Annotated in this window: 18 protein-coding genes; 9 read left to right on the plus strand and 9 right to left on the minus strand. The window is 70.8% G+C overall.

Annotated elements, in window-relative coordinates; translation table 11 throughout:
* Positions 1 to 352 precede the first annotated feature (352 nt).
* Positions 353 to 649, plus strand: coding sequence for a WhiB family transcriptional regulator (locus SROS_RS02170; RefSeq protein WP_012887233.1), 297 nt, complete (start codon positions 353 to 355; stop codon positions 647 to 649).
* Positions 650 to 836: 187 nt separating this feature from the next.
* Here the strand turns inward: SROS_RS02170 and bagB are convergent, their stop codons facing one another.
* Together bagB and bagA are read right to left on the minus strand one after the other, a co-directional pair.
* Complete coding sequence (gene bagB, locus SROS_RS02175) at positions 837 to 2006, minus strand: ATPase BagB (protein WP_012887234.1); 1170 nt, start codon at positions 2004 to 2006, stop codon at positions 837 to 839.
* Entirely contained in the window at positions 2003 to 3007 is a 1005-nt protein-coding gene (bagA, locus tag SROS_RS02180; RefSeq protein ID WP_043651161.1) for an ATPase BagA, read from the minus strand. Before bagA ends, bagB begins: the two co-directional genes overlap by 4 nt.
* A 257-nt stretch (positions 3008 to 3264) precedes the next feature.
* Between bagA and sp36 the strand changes: the two genes are divergently transcribed.
* From sp36 to SROS_RS02195, 4 genes are all read left to right on the plus strand, one after another.
* Positions 3265 to 3420 (plus strand): Sp36 family protein, encoded by a 156-nt coding sequence (gene sp36 / locus SROS_RS48530; RefSeq protein WP_012887236.1) that lies wholly within the window; start codon positions 3265 to 3267, stop codon positions 3418 to 3420.
* Positions 3417 to 3875 carry a RidA family protein gene (locus SROS_RS02185; protein WP_012887237.1) on the plus strand — a complete coding sequence of 153 codons (459 nt, stop codon included), beginning with the start codon at positions 3417 to 3419 and terminating at the stop codon, positions 3873 to 3875. Before sp36 ends, SROS_RS02185 begins: the two co-directional genes overlap by 4 nt.
* Positions 3876 to 3947: 72 nt before the next feature.
* Positions 3948 to 4775 (plus strand): NUDIX hydrolase, encoded by an 828-nt coding sequence (locus SROS_RS02190; RefSeq protein WP_012887238.1) that lies wholly within the window; start codon positions 3948 to 3950, stop codon positions 4773 to 4775.
* Positions 4776 to 4845: 70 nt separating this feature from the next.
* Positions 4846 to 5634, plus strand: a complete 789-nt coding sequence (locus tag SROS_RS02195) for an MBL fold metallo-hydrolase (RefSeq protein WP_012887239.1) — start codon at positions 4846 to 4848, stop codon at positions 5632 to 5634.
* A 28-nt stretch (positions 5635 to 5662) separates the two neighbouring features.
* On the opposite strand, the gene SROS_RS02200 is transcribed toward SROS_RS02195, so the two are convergent.
* The gene (locus SROS_RS02200) at positions 5663 to 6343 is read right to left on the minus strand and encodes a Crp/Fnr family transcriptional regulator (protein WP_012887240.1); all 681 of its coding nucleotides are present in this window, start codon (positions 6341 to 6343) and stop codon (positions 5663 to 5665) included.
* 81 nt (positions 6344 to 6424) lie between these two features.
* Here SROS_RS02200 and nth point away from each other — a divergent pair, with 81 nt between their 5' ends.
* Positions 6425 to 7150, plus strand: a complete 726-nt coding sequence (gene nth, locus SROS_RS02205) for an endonuclease III (RefSeq protein WP_012887241.1) — start codon at positions 6425 to 6427, stop codon at positions 7148 to 7150.
* Between the two features lie 64 nt (positions 7151 to 7214).
* Positions 7215 to 7856 carry an NUDIX hydrolase gene (locus tag SROS_RS02210; RefSeq protein ID WP_012887242.1) on the plus strand — a complete coding sequence of 214 codons (642 nt, stop codon included), beginning with the start codon at positions 7215 to 7217 and terminating at the stop codon, positions 7854 to 7856.
* On the opposite strand, the gene SROS_RS02215 is transcribed toward SROS_RS02210, so the two are convergent.
* Positions 7806 to 8357, minus strand: a complete 552-nt coding sequence (locus tag SROS_RS02215; protein ID WP_012887243.1) for a HEAT repeat domain-containing protein — start codon at positions 8355 to 8357, stop codon at positions 7806 to 7808. The genes SROS_RS02210 and SROS_RS02215 overlap by 51 nt on opposite strands.
* A gap of 72 nt (positions 8358 to 8429) precedes the next feature.
* Between SROS_RS02215 and SROS_RS02220 the strand changes: the two genes are divergently transcribed.
* Complete coding sequence (locus SROS_RS02220) at positions 8430 to 9629, plus strand: MarP family serine protease (protein WP_012887244.1); 1200 nt, start codon at positions 8430 to 8432, stop codon at positions 9627 to 9629.
* Here the strand turns inward: SROS_RS02220 and SROS_RS02225 are convergent.
* From SROS_RS02225 to acs, 5 genes are all read right to left on the minus strand, one after another.
* Positions 9626 to 10075, minus strand: a complete 450-nt coding sequence (locus tag SROS_RS02225) for a DUF309 domain-containing protein (protein ID WP_012887245.1) — start codon at positions 10073 to 10075, stop codon at positions 9626 to 9628. The genes SROS_RS02220 and SROS_RS02225 overlap by 4 nt on opposite strands.
* 128 nt (positions 10076 to 10203) lie before the next feature.
* Positions 10204 to 11127, minus strand: coding sequence for an alpha/beta fold hydrolase (locus SROS_RS02230; RefSeq protein ID WP_012887246.1), 924 nt, complete (start codon positions 11125 to 11127; stop codon positions 10204 to 10206).
* Positions 11124 to 11597 carry a phage holin family protein gene (locus SROS_RS02235; protein WP_012887247.1) on the minus strand — a complete coding sequence of 158 codons (474 nt, stop codon included), beginning with the start codon at positions 11595 to 11597 and terminating at the stop codon, positions 11124 to 11126. The genes SROS_RS02230 and SROS_RS02235 overlap by 4 nt, the downstream gene beginning before the upstream one ends.
* A gap of 26 nt (positions 11598 to 11623) precedes the next feature.
* Positions 11624 to 12850, minus strand: coding sequence for a Na+/H+ antiporter NhaA (gene nhaA, locus SROS_RS02240; protein WP_012887248.1), 1227 nt, complete (start codon positions 12848 to 12850; stop codon positions 11624 to 11626).
* A 236-nt stretch (positions 12851 to 13086) separates the two neighbouring features.
* On the minus strand, positions 13087 to 15072 hold the full coding sequence (gene acs / locus SROS_RS02245) for an acetate--CoA ligase (RefSeq protein ID WP_012887249.1): 1986 nt from the start codon (positions 15070 to 15072) through the stop codon (positions 13087 to 13089).
* A 317-nt stretch (positions 15073 to 15389) separates the two neighbouring features.
* On the opposite strand from acs, the gene SROS_RS02250 reads away from it, so the two are divergent.
* Positions 15390 to 16163, plus strand: a complete 774-nt coding sequence (locus SROS_RS02250; protein ID WP_012887250.1) for a Fic family protein — start codon at positions 15390 to 15392, stop codon at positions 16161 to 16163.
* Positions 16164 to 16218 lie beyond the last annotated feature (55 nt).

Genomic DNA, 16218 nt, shown 5'->3' on the forward strand with positions numbered 1-16218 from the left:
GACCAATACGCCTGTGGCAGCGGAAGCGGCGACCAGCCGCAGTACGTTGCCGAACGCCGATTTCTGATCTTTGCCTTGAGCCTGCACGTGTTCAAGGGTACGTCGGACGGATGGCCCAAACGGTAACGGAACACTATTTCAGTTCGCGTCGAGTACGTACTGGGGCAGGTGACTAGTCATTCCCGGCCAGATGGCCGCTGATGACCATGCGAGAAATTGGTCCCGCCGGGGTCTGTCGGCCCGAACGTCTGGTTGCGTACGTTCTCCTTCTGCGGCAATTGAATACGGAGGCTCGACGCCCGCGCCCGTCGGCCCCAAGTCACGACTGACCACCTAAGGGGAGTGGGGTCGAATGTGGATCACGGATTGGACCTCCCGTGCGGCCTGTAAGGGTGCGGATCCTGACGCGCTGTTCGTTCAGGGCGCTGCCCAGAACCGAGCAAAGCTGATCTGCCGAGGATGCCCGGTCCGGACCGAGTGCCTCGCCGACGCGCTGGACAACCGCATCGAGTTCGGGGTGTGGGGCGGGATGACCGAGCGCGAACGCCGGGCGCTGCTGCGTCGGCGACCGGATGTCGACTCCTGGCGGGACCTGCTGGAGCTGGCCAAAGAAGAGTACGAGCGAACGAACGAGCTGATCGCCGGCTGAGTTCGCGCCGATCCTGTACGGCTGGCGCGACGCGCCAGCCGTACATTCGCATGCCCGCCTCACGGTGTGCGGGGCCTCACGGCGTGCTCACGGCATGCTGGGGATGCCCTTACGGCGTGCGGCGTGGCTCCCAGGGCGTGCGGGGGTGCCTCAGGGCGTGCGGGGCGCCCCGGGGCGCGGGGCGGCTCTAGCCGAGGTCCCGCTGGGCGGCCAGCAGCTCGCCCACCCGGCGCAGCCCCTCCAGGTCGTGCACGTCCTCCGGCATGGCGGGGACCTGGGCCACGGGCACCGTGGGATGGGCCGACAGGAAGTGCTCCTGCTCGCGGTGCTCGCGGGCGGCCAGCTGCATCCGGCCGGCGTGCAGCCGCAGCACGGCGGCGGTCAGCTCGTGCTCGCCGCGTGATTCCAGATCCTCCGCGGCGGCGGTGCTCCGCGCCGCCGACAGCATGGCGGCAGGCGCCAGGTGCACCCGGTTGACCACGAGCCCGGCCAGGGGCATGCGCTCCTCGGCCAGCCTCTCCACGAAGTACGACGCCTCGCGCATCGCGTCGCGTTCGGGCGCGGCCACGACGACGAACGCGGTCCCGGGGGCCTGCAGGAGCCGGTAGGTCTGCTCGGCGCGCACCCTGAACCCGCCGAAGACGGCGTCGAGCGCGGAGACGAACGTCTGCAGGTCCTTGAGCACCTGCGCGCCCAGCAGCTTGGTCATGGCTCCGGCGACGATGCCGAAGCCCGCGTTGAGCAGCTTGAAGGCGCTGCGCCCGCCCGCCTTGGCGGGGGCCATCAGCAGCCGGATCAACCGGCCGTCGAGGAAGCGGCCCAGGCGCTCCGGAGCGTCGAGGAAGTCCAGCGCGGAGCGGGAGGGCGGGGTGTCCACGATGATCAGGTCCCAGTCGCCCGACCGGCGGAGCTGGCCGAGCTTCTCCATGGCCATGTATTCCTGCGTGCCGGAGAAGCTGGACGACAGGGACTGGTAGAAGGGGTTCGTCAGGATCTGGCGGGCCCGCTCGGGGTCCGCGTGCGCCTCGATGATCTCATCGAAGGTCCGCTTCATGTCGAGCATCATGGCGTGCAGCCGGCCCTCGCCCTCCACGCCCGCGACGGGCCTGGGGGTGTTGTCCAGCTCGGTCAGGCCCATGGACTGCGCCAGCCGCCGGGCGGGGTCCACGGTGAGCACCACTGCCGAACGGCCGCGCTCGGCCGCGCGCAACCCCAGCGCGGCGGCGGTGGTGGTCTTGCCGACGCCGCCGGAGCCGCAGCAGACGATGATCCGGGTGCCCGGGTCGTCGATGATCGCGTCGAGGTCGAGAACCGGGACGGTCCGCTGCCTGCCGGACCGCTCGCTGCGCTCGGTCATGCTGCTCCCTGGGTGTGGATCGATTCGGCCAGCTCGTACAGCCCGGCCAGGTCCACCCCGTCGGCCAGCAGCGGCAGCTCGTAGCGGGGACGCCCGGCCCTGGACAGCGACAGCCTCTCGCGGCGCTCCAGCTCCGTGCGGTGGGCGTGTTCGGCGATCTCCTCGGCGAGGGCCTCGGCCACGGCGGCGGCGTCGGAGCTGCCGTCCGCGAGCCCGGACGCCTTGAGCCCGAGGGCCAGCTCGGCCGGGTCGAACCGGTCCTTGCCGACGTCGTCCAGGACGGACGCGGGCAGCAGCGACTCCCTGACCATGTTCGTGAAGATCCCCCCGGGCGGGAGCCCGGCCGTGCGGAGCTCGTCGAGCCCGTCCAGGGTCTCCTGGACGGGCATCTCCTCCAGGAGCGTGACGAAGTGCACCGCGGTCTCGGGGGAGGCCACGACGCCGTTCACCAGGTCGGCGTGGTTCTTGATCGGGCCCACCCGGGCCAGCCCGGCCACCTCGTTGGTGACGCCGAGGAAACGGGTGATCCGGCCGGTCGGCGGCGCGTCGAGCACGACCGCGTCGTAGATCCGCCTGCCGTCCTTGCCCTTGCGGCGGACGGCCTCGCTCGTCTTCCCGGTGACCAGGACGTCGCGGAAGCCGGGGGCGATGGTGGTGGCGAAGTCGACGACGCCCATCTTGGTCAGGGCCTTGCCCGCCCTGCGCATGCCGTAGAACATCTCGAGGTAGTCGAGCATGGCCTCTTCGGGATCGATGGCCAGCGCGTAGACGTCACCGCCGCCGGGGGCGACGGCGATCTTCCGCTCCTCGTACGGCAGTGGCGGCAGGTCGAAGACCTGCGCGATTCCCTGCCGGCCTTCGACCTCCACCAGCAGGACCTTGCGGCCGTCCGCGGCGAGGGCGAGGGCGAGGGCGGCGGCCACCGTGGTCTTCCCGGTGCCGCCCTTGCCGGTGACGACGTGGAGGCGTACGCCGTCCCAATCGGTGTCGCGAGCTCTCACGTTTCGAAGGCTACCCAACAGCCACCTGACGATTCGTCGGGGCTGTGCACTGACGGGGCTACAGGTGTGGATTGTCACAGTGATCCTGCCCACTCGGGGACGTCGCCGGGGCGGGCCCCCGGTCCGGGCGGGCACGCTCGTCCGTTCGCCGGCCGCGGGCGGCTCCGGGTGGGCGGCGCGTGGAAAACCCGGGATCACCCCCCGTCGGGAGGCCGTATGGAACCGCCGGGCCGAGCCGCCTCGCTAATGTGTCCCACATGACGAAATGGGAGTACTCGACGGTGCCTCTGCTGGTCCACGCGACCAAGCAGATTCTCGATAACTGGGGCCAGGACGGCTGGGAGCTCGTCCAGGTCGTGCCGGGGCCGAACCCCGAGCAGCTGGTGGCCTACCTGAAGCGGCCGAAGCAGTGAGCGCCGAGGAGAGGCTGGCCGAGCTCGGCCTGACGCTGCCCGAGGTTGTCGCGCCGCTGGCGGCCTACGTCCCGTCGGTCCGCTCGGGCGACTACGTCTACACGTCGGGCCAGCTCCCGGTGGTGGACGGCAAGCTCGCGGCGACCGGCAAGGTCGGTGCCGAGGTGAGCCCCGAGGAGGCCCGTGAGCTCGCGAGGATCTGCGCGCTCAACGCCCTCGCGGCGGCCGCGTCGGCGGCCGGAGGGCTGTCCAACATCGTGCGGATCGTCAAGGTCGTCGGCTTCGTGGCCAGCGACCCCGCCTTCAGCGGTCAGCCGCAGGTCGTCAACGGCGCCAGCGAGCTGCTCGTCGAGGTCCTGGGCGAGGCGGGCAAGCACGCCCGCAGCGCGGTCGGCGTCGCCGTCCTTCCGCTGGACGCGCCGGTCGAGGTCGAATTGATCGCCGAGGTCCGCTGACGATTGTCCGGGGCGGCGGCCGTGCCACATGATGGACCCCGAAACCGAGTGTTGTTCGGGTGGAGGGTCTGAATGGGTGGGATTCCGCTCCCTGGTGAGTTCGGTGAGCGTGCACGCGACATCCTGGCCGGGCGGCTGGTGCCCGTCCCGGCCCGGGATGCCGCCACCGTGGTCATCCTCCGCGAGGGCGTCGAGGTCTACCTGCTGAGGCGGAAGGCGAGCATGGCCTTCGCGGCGGGCGCCTACGTCTTCCCCGGCGGTTCGGTGGACCCCCGCGACGCCGACCACGCGATCGCCTGGGCCGGGCCCTCGCCCGCGGAGTGGGGGGCGGTCTTCCGCGCGGACGAGAGGATCGCGCGCGGCCTGGTCTGCGCCGCGGTGCGGGAGACGTTCGAGGAGTCGGGCGTGCTGCTCGCCGGGCCGTCACCGGAGTCCGTCGTGGCCGACACCACCGGCGACGACTGGGAGGCCGACCGTCTCGCCCTGATCGACCGGAGTCTGTCGTTCGCCGACTTCCTGGACGGGCGCGGGCTGGTCCTCCGCTCCGACCTGCTCCGCCCCTGGGCGCACTGGATCACTCCCGAGGTCGAGCACCGGCGCTTCGACACCCGGTTCTTCGTCGCCGCGCTCCCGCCGGGCCAGCGCACCCGTGACGTCGGCGGCGAGGCCGACCAGGTCGCCTGGGCGCGGCCCGCCGACGCGGTCGACCAGGCCAAGAACGGCCAGATCTTCCTGATGCCCCCGACCTACCGCACGCTCGGCGAGCTGCGCGACTACCGGACCGTGGCCGAGGTGCTCGCGGCCGAGCGTGAGATCGTCTCCCTGATGCCCGGGATCGCGGAGGTGGACGGGGAGATGTGCATCGTGCTCGACGACGACTACGGGTTCGGTCCCTCATGAGCGGGCGTGGCGGGCGCGGCCGGGCGCGGGCCGTCCGCGGAGGGGGCCGGATGAGCGGCCAGGGGGCCGGATGAGCGGCCTGCGGATCCCCCTCGACGGGCCCGACGGGTCCGGTACGGATCACGCGCTCAGCCTTCTCGCCCCGAACCCGTCCCCGATGACCCTGGACGGCACCAACACCTGGGTGATCGGCCGGGGAGAGGAGGTGCTCGTCGTCGACCCGGGGCCGGACGACGGGCCGCATCTGCGGCGGGTCGCCGACCGTCTCCGCGGGCGCAGGGTGACGACGATCCTGCTCACTCACGGGCACCACGACCACAGCGGCGGCGCGAAGGGGTTCGCCGAGCTGGTCCGCGCGCCCGTCAGGGCCCTGGACCCCGGTCACCGGCTCGGCGACGAGGGCCTCGCCGACGGCGACGTGCTCACCGTGGGCGGCCTGGAGCTCCACGTCGTGGGCACCCCCGGCCATTCGTTCGACTCGCTCTGTTTCTGGCTGCCGGAGGACCGGGCGATGCTGACCGGCGACACCGTGCTCGGCCGGGGCACCACCGTCATCGCCCCGGACGGCGACCTCGCCGACTATCTGCGCTCCCTGGACCGGCTCCGTGCGACGGCCGAGCGGGTCGGAGCCGAGGCGCTGCTCCCCGGCCACGGCCCGGTGCTGCCCGACCCGATCGGCGCGCTGGACGGCTACATCGCCCACCGGAGGCAGCGGCTCGACCAGATCCGGAGCGCGCGTGAGCAGGGCGCGAGGACGCCGGCGGAGATCGTCGAGATCGTCTACGCGGACGTCGACAGGTCGCTGTGGCCCGCCGCGGAGATGTCGGTCCGCGCCCAGCTCGCCTATCTCGACGGCTAGGTCCGCGCCCGGCCCGCCGGGACGCTCCTCAGCGTGAGCGGTTGTGCAGCCGCTCCAGGTCCATGATGACCACGGCCTTGGCCTCGATGCGCAGCCAGCCGCGCTGGGCGAAGTCGGCCAGTGCCTTGTTCACGGTCTCGCGGGAGGCGCCGACCAGCTGGGCCAGCTCCTCCTGGGTGAGGTCGTGGTGGACCCGGACGCCGTCGTCGATCCGCTGGCCGAAGCGCTCGGCCAGGTCGAGCAGGGCTTTGGCGACCCGCCCGGGGACGTCGGTGAAGACCAGGTCGGCCAGCACGTCGTTGGTACGGCGCAGCCGCTGGGCCAGGGCGCGCAGCAGGTGCAGGGCGACCTCGGGACGGCCGGTCAGCCAGGGGCGCAGGTCGTCGTGGCCGAGACCGGCCAGGCGGACGTCGGTCAGCGCGGTGGCGGAGGCCGTACGGGGGCGGGGGTCGAACAGTGACAGCTCGCCGAACATCTCGCCCGGACCGAGCACGCTGAGCAGGTTCTCCCGGCCGTCGGGCGCGGTCCTGGACAGTTTGATCTTGCCTTCGAGCACCACGTAGAGGCGGTCGCCGGTCTCGTTCTCGCTGAACAGCGTCTGTCCCTTGGACAGCTCGACCTCCGAGACACTCGTGCGCAGCGCGGCGGCGCCCTCGCGGTCGAGCGCCGAGAACAGAGGGGCCTTGCCCAGCACGTCGTCGGTGTTCACAGTGCCTCCTGTTTCACGGCTCACGCAGTCATTGTGACCTATCCCACCGAGCAGCTCTCAAGGGGGCCATACGCGTAGGCTGTGCAGGTGCCTCGCAACGTCGGTCGTGCTGGTGAATCCCCGCTTGCCCTGGTCCGTCGCGCTCGGCGGATGGATCGCATCCTGGCGGAAACCTACCCAGATGCGCACTGCGAACTCGACTTCCGCAACCCCCTGGAGCTGCTGGTCGCGACGATCTTATCTGCGCAGTGTACGGACAAAAGAGTCAACATGGTTACTCCAACGCTTTTTGCGAAATATCGGACAGCGGAGGATTACGCCGGGGCCGACCGGGCCGAGGTGGAGGACATCATCCGGTCCACGGGGTTCTTCCGGGCCAAGACCAACAGCATCGTCGGCATGGCCCAGGCCCTGTGCGACCGCTACGGCGGAGAGGTCCCCGGCAAGCTCAAAGACCTGGTCACCCTGCCGGGCGTCGGCCGTAAGACCGCCAACGTGGTGCTCGGCAACGCCTTCGGGGTCCCCGGCATCACCGTGGACACCCACTTCCAGCGGCTCGTCCACCGGTTCCACTGGACGGAGGAGACCGACCCGGTCAAGATCGAACACATCGTCGCGGGGCTCATCCCGAAACGCGACTGGACGATGATGTCCCACCGCCTGATCTGGCACGGCCGCCGCATGTGCCACGCCCGCACGCCCGCCTGCGGCGTGTGCCCGCTCGCCGCGCTCTGCCCTTCGTACGGCATCGGCCCCGTCGCCCCCGCCCAGGCCGCCAAACTGGTACGCCCCGGCCCCTTCTCGTGACCGGCTCCCGATGACCGGGAAGCACGGGACGGGGCACCGTGTTGCAGAGACCGGAGGTGTGCCCGTGGAAGTGCCCGGATGGTTGGAGACGCTGGCCGAACGGGTCGCGAGGACACCGGTGCCCCCGCCGCTGCGCCCACCGGGTTCGGGCGGCCGGCCGGCGGCGGTGCTGATGCTGTTCGGAGAGGGGCCGCTCGGCCCCGACGTGCTGCTGATCCAGCGCAGCTCACGCGGGCGCCGGCACGCGGGGCAGCCCGCCTTCCCCGGCGGCGGCGTGGATCCCGAGGACGGCGGCCCGATCCCCGCCGCGCTGCGCGAGGCGCGGGAGGAGACCGGTCTCGATCCGGCCGGTGTCCAGGTGGTCGGCACGATGCCCGAGCTGTACGTCTGGCGCAGCGACAACCGGGTCACCCCGGTGCTGGGCTGGTGGCACACGCCCAGCGTGGTGCACGCGGCCTCGCCCGACGAGGTGGAGGCGGTGGAGCGCGTCCCGATCTCCGAGCTCGTCGATCCCGCCAACCGGCTCAGGCTGCGCCACCCGAAAGGCCCGTCCGGCCCGGCGTTCCGGGTGCGCGGGCTGCTGGTGTGGGGCTTCACCGCAGGGGTGCTCGACGGGGTGCTCACCGCGTCGGGCTTCGAGCTCCCCTGGGACCGGTCACGGATCGAGGATCTGCCTCCGGACGTCCTCAACCTCGCCTCCCGTTGACAGCGCCAGGCCCAGGCGGGCCCAGTCGGCCACGTCGTGGTCGGGGTCCCTCGACAGCCGCCGCAGAGCCGCCAGGCCCATCGGGTCGGGCGGGTTGCCCATGATGTTCGGCAGCGCGTAGGCCGCGCCGTACCTGACCCTGGGGTCGGCGTGCTCGCCCAGGGCGATCACCGACGGCAGCGCGCGGCGGTCCCTGAGATGGCCGAAGGCGATCAGCACCGAGTAGAGGACCATGCAGTCGTCCTCGCTGGTGGCCAGGTAGCGCAGCACCGGCAGGCTCCGGTCGGTGAAGCCGAGCCTGCCCAGGATGTCCACCCCGAGCATCCGCTCGGAGGCGGTCTCACCCGCGCACAGCCGCCGGGCCGCGGTGAAGGTCTCCAGATCACCTCGCGCGTGCAACACGGCGATCGCCTGCCAGCGGATCGTGCCGTCGTGGTCCTGGTCCCGCAGCGCGGTCTCGATGAGAGACTCCACGGCCGCCGACCCCCCGATCGTTGCCATATGACCACGATAACCGCATGGACCTACACGAAGGGGTGCACGCGCGGGGCGGCGGCTGGATACCGTAAAGGGGTGAGCGGTGATCTACTCGATCTCATCCTGATCGCCCTGATGGTGGCCTTCGCGGTGTCGGGATACCGCCAGGGGTTCATCATCGGGGCCCTGAGCTTTGTCGGATTCGTCGGTGGTGGGCTGCTGGGCATCTTCATCGCCCCGCCGATCGCCGGCGCTTTCGTCGACGGCGAGACCGAGCGGGCGCTGCTCGCCATCGTCATCGTCTTCCTGACCGCGACGATCGGGCAGTTCGCGTCCTCGACCATCGGCGCGGTGGTCCGCAGCCACGTCACCTGGGAGCCCGCCAAGGTGGTCGACGCGGTCGGCGGCACCTTCGCCAGCGCGTTCTCGGTGCTGATCATCGCCTGGCTGATCGGCTCGCTGATCTCCTCCTCCCAGTTCACCCTGCTGAGCGAGCAGGTCAACAAGTCACTGCTGATCAGCACCGTCGACCAGGCGATGCCGAAGGCGGCCAAGGACTTCCAGAAGCCCTTCAAGGACTTCATCGACACCTCCGGCTTCCCCAAGGTGTTCGACGCCATAGGGGCCGGCCAGCTCGTCGAGGTCGAGCCGCCCGACAAGAGCGTGCCCAAGGGGGCGCAGCTCTCACGGGCCCGCCGGGGCATCGTCAAGGTCCAGGGCGTCGCCTCCAGCTGCCGCCGGCACATCGAGGGCACCGGCTTCGTCTACTCCCAGAACAAGATCATGACGAACGCCCACGTGGTCGCGGGTGTCGACCAGGAGCTGCAGGTCACCGACTACCTCAACAACGCCCACGCGGCCAAGGTCGTGCTCTACAACCCCGACAGGGACATCGCGATCCTCCACGTCCCCGGACTGAACATGCCGATCCTGCGCTTCGACGGCACCGCCAAGAAGGGCGACGACGCCATCGTCGCCGGCTTCCCGCACGGCGAGGGCTTCACCATGAACGCGGCCCGCATCCGGGTGCAGCAGAAGGCCAGGGGGCTCAACATCTACGAGCGCAAGACCGTCGTCCGCGACGTCTACGCCATCCGCGGCCTGGTCCGGCAGGGCAACTCCGGCGGGCCGCTGCTCACCCCCGACGGCCGGGTCTACGGGGTCGTCTTCGCGGCCGCGCTCGACCAGCAGGAGACCGGCTACGTCCTGACGGCGGCCGAGGTGTCACCGGACGCCGAAGACGGCTCCAAGCTGTTCAACCGGGTCGACACCCAGGAGTGCGACCAGAACAGCTAGAGCAGGCCCCTGATCGCGGCGATGGCCGCCCCGGGGTCGGGGTCGCCCGCCCCGCCCAGCTCCCGGGCGGTCAGGGCGATCTCCTCGTACGGCGGGCCGTACCGGCTGATCCTGCCGGCGCCCCGGGCGAACAGCGCCGCAGCCCCGCGCCGGTTGCCCCGCTGCAGGTGGGTGAGGCCGACGCAGATCTGCGCCAGCCCCTGCCAGAGCTCCCGCTCCTCCTCCGGAGCGGTCTTCCACCGGCCCTCCAGCACCTCATGGGCGTGGAACGGCCGGCTCTCGCCGAGCAGCCGTCGCGCCTCGGCGAGGGCCTCCTCCGCGCTCGGCGCGTAGTCGTCCGGGACGCGCTCCACGCCCTCCGCCCCGTGGGGCAGCGGCCGTCCGAACGCGTCCCGAGGACGCTGGTTACGGGGCCTTCCGTCCGGATCCCGGTCTCTCGCGGTCATGGGCTGTGAACATCTCCGTCCGGATCCCGGTCTTTCGTGGTCATGGGCTGTGGACCCCTCCGTCCGGATCCCGGTCTTTCGTGGTCATGGGCTGTGAACGCCTCCGTCCGGATCCCGGTCCCCCGCGGTCATCGGTCGGGCTCCGGGTCGGACAGCCAGCCGATGAGCTCGGCGTCGAACTCCTCCGGGCGCTCCTCGTGCGGGAAGTGGCCTGCGCCCTCGATCAGCCGCCACCGGTAGGGGGCGGCCACATAGCGGCCGGAGCCCTGGGCGGTGCGGGGCAGGACGTGCCTGTCGAGCGCGCCGTGCAACTGCAGCGTGGGCGCGTCGATCTCGCTCCGCATCCTCCTGGCGTAGCGCAGCCCGTCGGGACGGAGCTGGGAGCGGGCGAACCAGCGGTGATACTCCAGCGCGCAGTGGGAGACGGTGGGGATGCGGAAGACGTCACGATAGGTCTTCGCCACCTCCTCCTCCGGCCAGCTCGGCCCGGACCACCGATCCAGCAGCCGTCCCACCATCGCGCCGTCGTTGGCGGTCAGGCGGCGTTCGGGCAGGAACGGCAACTGGAACCCCAGGGCGTAGGAACTCGCCCTGAGCTGACCGAACGGGTCGCCGAACAGCGCGGAGCGGAGCCTGAGCGGATGCGGCGCCGAGACCGGGACCAGCCGCAGGACCGCCTTGGGGTCCAGCACGGACATCGTCCAGGCCAGCAGCCCGCCCCAGTCGTGGCCGACGACGATCGCACCGGTCTCGCCCAGCGCCCGGATCAGCCCGGCCGCGTCACCGGCCAGGGTGGGCAGGTCGTAGCCGCGCGGAGGCTTGTCGCTGGCGCCGTAGCCCCGCAGGTCGACGGCGACGGCGCGGTAGCCCGCGGCGGGCAGGGAGACGAGCTGGTTGCGCCAGCTCCACCAGAACTGCGGGAACCCGTGCAGCAGCAGCACCAGAGGGCCCTTCCCCGCTTCCACGATGTGGAAGCGGGTGCCGCCGGCGTGCACCGCGCGGTGGGTCCACGGGCCCTCGATCCTGACCAGGGACTCGTCGGGACGGCTCACTGGCCCGGACTCACCGGTTCACGATGCGAGCCGACCTGGCCCGCACCGGGGGGCGCGGGCGGCGCTGCGAGACTGAGCTCGCTCTCGCCGCTCTTGATGGTCCTGAGCGAGCGCAGGGTCCGCTTCATCCCGGTCAGGCCCTTGAGCCGCCGGACGCCGAGGAAGGCCAGCAGGCCGGCCACGATCAGGTAGAACACGGTGACGATCGTGAAGGCCAGCCACGTCCACACGCCCAGCCCGACCAGGGCGTAGGCGATGGCGAACGAGGCCAGGATCAGGCACAGGTGGGCCATGAACGCGGCGGCGCCGAAAAGCCCGGCGGCCACGCCGGCCCGTTTGGCGTCGAACTTCAGCTCGGACTTGGCCAGTTCTATCTCTGCGCGTACCAGGGTGGAGATCTGGTCGCTGGCCGCGGCGACCAGTGCGCCCAGCGACTCCTCCTGCGGTTCCGTGGGTGGATTCAGTGTCATGAGCGATCTCCTATCAAGCGCCGGTATCAGACATCATCCTGCGCGCTGAGGTGGTTGCGCACGCGCACCCGGAGCAGGACCGCCGCGACGACCGAGGCCGTGAGGCTCGCCAGGAGCACCCCGGTGGTCACCGCGTCGACTCGTCCGGGATCGTCGCCGTAGGCCAGGTCACCGATGAGAAGGGAAACGGTGAACCCGATCCCGGCCAGAATCGACACGGCGGCCATGTCCCGCCAGTGCAGTTCATCCGACAGTTTCGCCAAGCCGAGCCGTACGGCCAGCCACGCCCCGCCGAAGACGCCCAGGAACTTACCGACGACCAGGCCGGCGATCACCCCGAGCACCACCCGGTCGGTGGCCATCGCGCCGAGACTCCCCGCGCTGAGCACGACCCCCGCGGACACGAAGGCGAACACGGGCACCGCGAAGCCCGCCGAGAAGGGGCGGATGTAGTGGTCGGCCAGTTCGGCGGGGGAGCTCTCCTCGCCTGGGCCGCTGTGCACGCGGGTCATCAGGCCGAGGGCTACCCCGGCGACGGTCGCGTGAACACCGCTGATCTCCACGAGATACCACGCCAGGAGGGCGAGCGGCAGGTAGATCCAGAGGCCGCGGACCCGCCTGGCCTGCAGCAGGCCGTACAGGGCGATGACCGCCACCCCGGCCAGCAGCGCCAGGAGATTCAGGTTCCGGGTGAAGAAGACGGCGATGACGGTGATCGCGCCGAGGTCGTCCACCACGGCGCTGGTCAGCAGGAACGCCCGCAGCGCTGCGGGCAGCGCGCTGGCCGTCACGGCCAGTACGGCCAGGGCGAAGGCGATGTCGGTGGCCGTGGGGATGGCCCAGCCGCGGCCCGCCCCCGGCACGCCCCAGCTCACCACGAGATAGATCAGGGCGGGGACGACCATGCCGGCGATCGAGGCGACGATGGGCAGTGCGGCCTTACGGAGCTGGGCGAGCTCACCGTGGACGAACTCCTCCTTGACCTCGATCCCGGCGATGAAGAAGAAGACCGTGAGCAGGCCGTTCTGGACCCATTTGTAGAGTTCCATGTCGAGGTGGAGGAAGTCCGGGCCGAACCTCGCGTTGCGGAGCGCCTCGTAGGAGTCGGTGGAGACGTTGGCCCAGACCAGGGCGGCGACCGTGGCCAGCAGCATGACGACGCCGCCGACGGTCTCGGCGCGGAGTGCCTCGGCGAGCTGGCGGGCGTATCGCAGGGACGGGCGGAAAGGCCAGATTTCGACGGCGCGGCGCATGGGACCTCCGAGAATGCAGAGAGGGACGGTCCCCCCGCTGGCCGACCAGACTTCCCGGCACACCTGATCGCCAGCCTATCGAAGTACCGCAAAAGGGATTTCCGCCGGGCTCGCAGGGCTCGGAAGCCTGCGTGATTCAGGGGCTCGCACGGCCCGGAAGCTCGTACGGTCCAACGGAAAAGGCGCGGCCCCCGTCACCGGGGATCCGCGCCTTCCGGCCGGTGCCTACGCGCCGATCAGTCGTCGCTCTTGGTGCTGGGCAGCTTCTCGGAGATGAGGTTCATCACCGTGCTGTCGGCCAGCGTGGTGACGTCGCCGACGCTGCGGTTCTCCGCCACGTCGCGCAGGAGGCGTCGCATGATCTTGCCCGAGCGGGTCTTCGGCAGCTCGGGGACCACCAGGATCTGGCGCGGCTTGGCGATCGGTCCCAGGGACTTGGCCACGTGGTTGCGGAGCTCGGCGGCGATGTCGGCGCCCTCCTCGGCATTGCCGCGCAGGATCACGAAGGCCACGATGGCCTGGCCGGTCACGGGATCGGTCGCGCCGACCACGGCGGCCTCGGCGACCTTCGGGTGGGAGACCAGGGCCGACTCCACCTCGGTGGTGGAGATGTTGTGGCCGGAGACGAGCATGACGTCGTCCACGCGGCCCAGCAGCCACAGGTCGCCGTCCTCGTCCTTCTTGGCGCCGTCGCCGGCGAAGTACATGCCCTCGAAGCGGGACCAGTAGGTGTCGATGTAGCGCTGGTCGTCGCCCCAGATCGTGCGGAGCATGGACGGCCACGGCTCGCGCAGCACCAGGAAGCCGCCGCCGCCGTTGCCGACGGTGTTGCCCTGGTCGTCGACCACGTCGGCGCTGATACCGGGCAGCGGGCGCATGGCCGCGCCGGGCTTGCCCGAGGTGACGCCGGGCAGCGGGCTGATCATGATGCCGCCGGTCTCGGTCTGCCACCAGGTGTCCACCACCGGAGCACGGTCCTTGCCGATGTGCTCGCGGTACCAGACGTAGGCCTCGGGGTTGATCGGCTCGCCGACGCTGCCCAGGATGCGCAGGGACGACATGTCGTACTTGGCGGGGATGTCGTCGCCCCACTTCATGAAGGTGCGGATCGCCGTCGGGGCGGTGTAGAGGATCGTGACCTTGTACTTCTGCACGATCTCCCAGAACCGGCCCCGGTGCGGGGTGTCCGGGGTGCCCTCGTAGATGACACTGGTCGCGCCGTTGGCCAGCGGGCCGTACACGATGTAGGAGTGACCGGTCACCCAGCCGATGTCGGCGGTGCACCAGTAGACGTCGGTGTCCGGCTTGAGGTCGAACACCGCGTGGTGGGTGTAGGCGACCTGGGTCAGGTAGCCGCCGGTGGTGTGCAGGATGCCCTTGGGCCTGCCGGTCGTGCCGCTGGTGTAGAGGATGTAGAGCGGGTCCTCGGCGTCGTTCGGCTGCGCCTCGTGGACGTCTGCCTGCCGGTCCACGATGTCGTGCCACCAGACGTCCTTCTCGGTCTGGGACACCTCCTGGCCGGTCCTTCTGACGACCAGGACGTGCTCGATGCTCGGGCACTCCTTGAGCGCCTCGTCCACGGTCGGCTTGAGCGCGCTGGGCGCGCCCCGGCGGTAGCCGCCGTCGGCGGTGACCACGACCTTGGCGTCGGCGTCCTGGATCCGGCCGCTGAGGGCGGCGGCGGAGAACCCGCCGAACACCACGGAGTGGATCGCGCCGATGCGGGCACACGCGAGCATGGTGATCGGCAGCTCGGGGATCATCGGCATGTAGATGGCGACCCGGTCGCCCTTGCCGACCCCGAGCTCCTGCAGCGCGTTGGCGGCCTTGGCGACCTCGCGCTGCAGGTCGGAATAGGTGAGAGTACGGCTGTCGCCCTCGGGCTCGCCCTCCCAGTGGTAGGCGACCTTGTCACCGCGACCGGCCTCGACGTGGCGGTCGACGCAGTTGTAGGCGATGTTGAGCTCTCCGCCGACGAACCACTTGGCGAAGGGCGGGTTCCATTCGAGGGTGGTGTCCCAGCGCTTGGACCAGGTCAGCCGATCGGCCTGCTTCTCCCAGAACGCCAGGCGGTCCTGCTCCGCCTCGGCGTAGGCGTCGGCGGTCACGTTCGCGGCCGCGGCCAGGTCGGCAGGAGGTGCGAACCGCCGGGTCTCATGCAGCAGGTTCGACAACGTCTCCTGGGTCTCACGCGACTCGGAACCAGGGGTCTCCGGGGCCACTACGCACTCCTTACGTACTTGCTAGACGACTGGTCGTGTCCCACTTCACCAGGCCAGAGGTCCTTGCCACAAGAGGTCTAGACAGGTCTGTACCAATCGGTGATTGGGGGCCATAGTGGCTCACAATCGTCTTAACACCCGTTAACAACTGCAGCGAAACCGTTGTGTTTTCGACACCATAGGAATGTAGGGGGCGTTATTCCACGCCCTTTAGTACGGCGGTGCGCCAGGCGGCGGTATGCGTTCGCCGAGCGGTCCGGCCCCCGTTTCAGTGGTGCGTTCGGGGCCTTGTTGACCGGCCGGTAAGGTCGGGGAGCGTGAGCGACCCATTGGCTGTCATCGCCGAACTGCCCGGAGTGCCCGAGGCGGTCACCGACGCGCGCAAGGCCGTGGACCGGCTCTACGGGCACCGCGTGCTGCGGCGCAAGAGCCCGGAGGTGTCGGCCAGATCGGCCCTGCGCGGTGCCCGCGCGTCCGCCGCCCTGGACGGCGTGGACGTCCCGCTTGAGGCCATCCCGGAGGTCACCGACCCCGTCGTCCAGGGCGCTCTGCGCGTCTCGGCCGAGTTGGGGCGGCTCGGCCCGACCTGGCGCGCGGCCCCTCGCCAGGTGCTGGCCAGGCTGCACACCCTCGCCGCCGCCGGCCTGACCGAGCACCTCGGGCGCCCCCGGGGCGCCGCCGAGGCGCCCGACCTCCTCGGCCTGGGCGCCGCGCCGGGGCCGGAGGAGACCGTCGCCCGGGTGGACGGGCTGGTCGAGCTGGTCACGGGGACTTCCAAGGCGCCGGCGCTGGTGCTCGCCGCCATCGTGCACGCGGAGCTGGCGGTGCTGCGGCCGTTCGGGTCGGCGGACGGGGTGGTCGCGCGTGCGGCGGAGCGGTTGACGCTGGTGGAGTTCGGCCTGGACCCGAAGTCGCTGGCGGCCGTCGAGCTGGGGCACCTCGAACTCGGAGCCGCCTATCCCGAGAGCCTGAAGGCCTACCTGAGTGGAACCCCTGACGGGGTCGCGGTGTGGGTACGGCACTGCGCCTCAGCGGTCACGCTCGGGGTCCGGGAGGCCACGGCGATCTGTGAGGCCATGCAGCGCGGTTGATCGAGAGCGTCCTCCGCCGGGCGGGGGACGGCACATGCCGCGCGGAGGGACGGCA

The organism is Streptosporangium roseum DSM 43021, assembly GCF_000024865.1.
Lineage (GTDB): Bacteria > Actinomycetota > Actinomycetes > Streptosporangiales > Streptosporangiaceae > Streptosporangium > Streptosporangium roseum.

Bases quoted from the DNA above. Each gene is read 5' to 3' on its own strand.
- SROS_RS02170 (WP_012887233.1), top strand. From the start codon at position 353: ATGTGGATCACGGATTGGACCTCCCGTGCGGCCTGTAAGGGTGCGGAT.
- bagB (WP_012887234.1), bottom strand. From the start codon at position 2,006: ATGACCGAGCGCAGCGAGCGGTCCGGCAGGCAGCGGACCGTCCCGGTT.
- sp36 (WP_012887236.1), top strand. From the start codon at position 3,265: ATGACGAAATGGGAGTACTCGACGGTGCCTCTGCTGGTCCACGCGACC.
- SROS_RS02190 (WP_012887238.1), top strand. From the start codon at position 3,948: ATGGGTGGGATTCCGCTCCCTGGTGAGTTCGGTGAGCGTGCACGCGAC.
- SROS_RS02195 (WP_012887239.1), top strand. From the start codon at position 4,846: ATGAGCGGCCTGCGGATCCCCCTCGACGGGCCCGACGGGTCCGGTACG.
- SROS_RS02215 (WP_012887243.1), bottom strand. From the start codon at position 8,357: ATGGCAACGATCGGGGGGTCGGCGGCCGTGGAGTCTCTCATCGAGACC.
- SROS_RS02225 (WP_012887245.1), bottom strand. From the start codon at position 10,075: ATGACCGCGAGAGACCGGGATCCGGACGGAAGGCCCCGTAACCAGCGT.
- SROS_RS02235 (WP_012887247.1), bottom strand. From the start codon at position 11,597: ATGACACTGAATCCACCCACGGAACCGCAGGAGGAGTCGCTGGGCGCA.
- nhaA (WP_012887248.1), bottom strand. From the start codon at position 12,850: ATGCGCCGCGCCGTCGAAATCTGGCCTTTCCGCCCGTCCCTGCGATAC.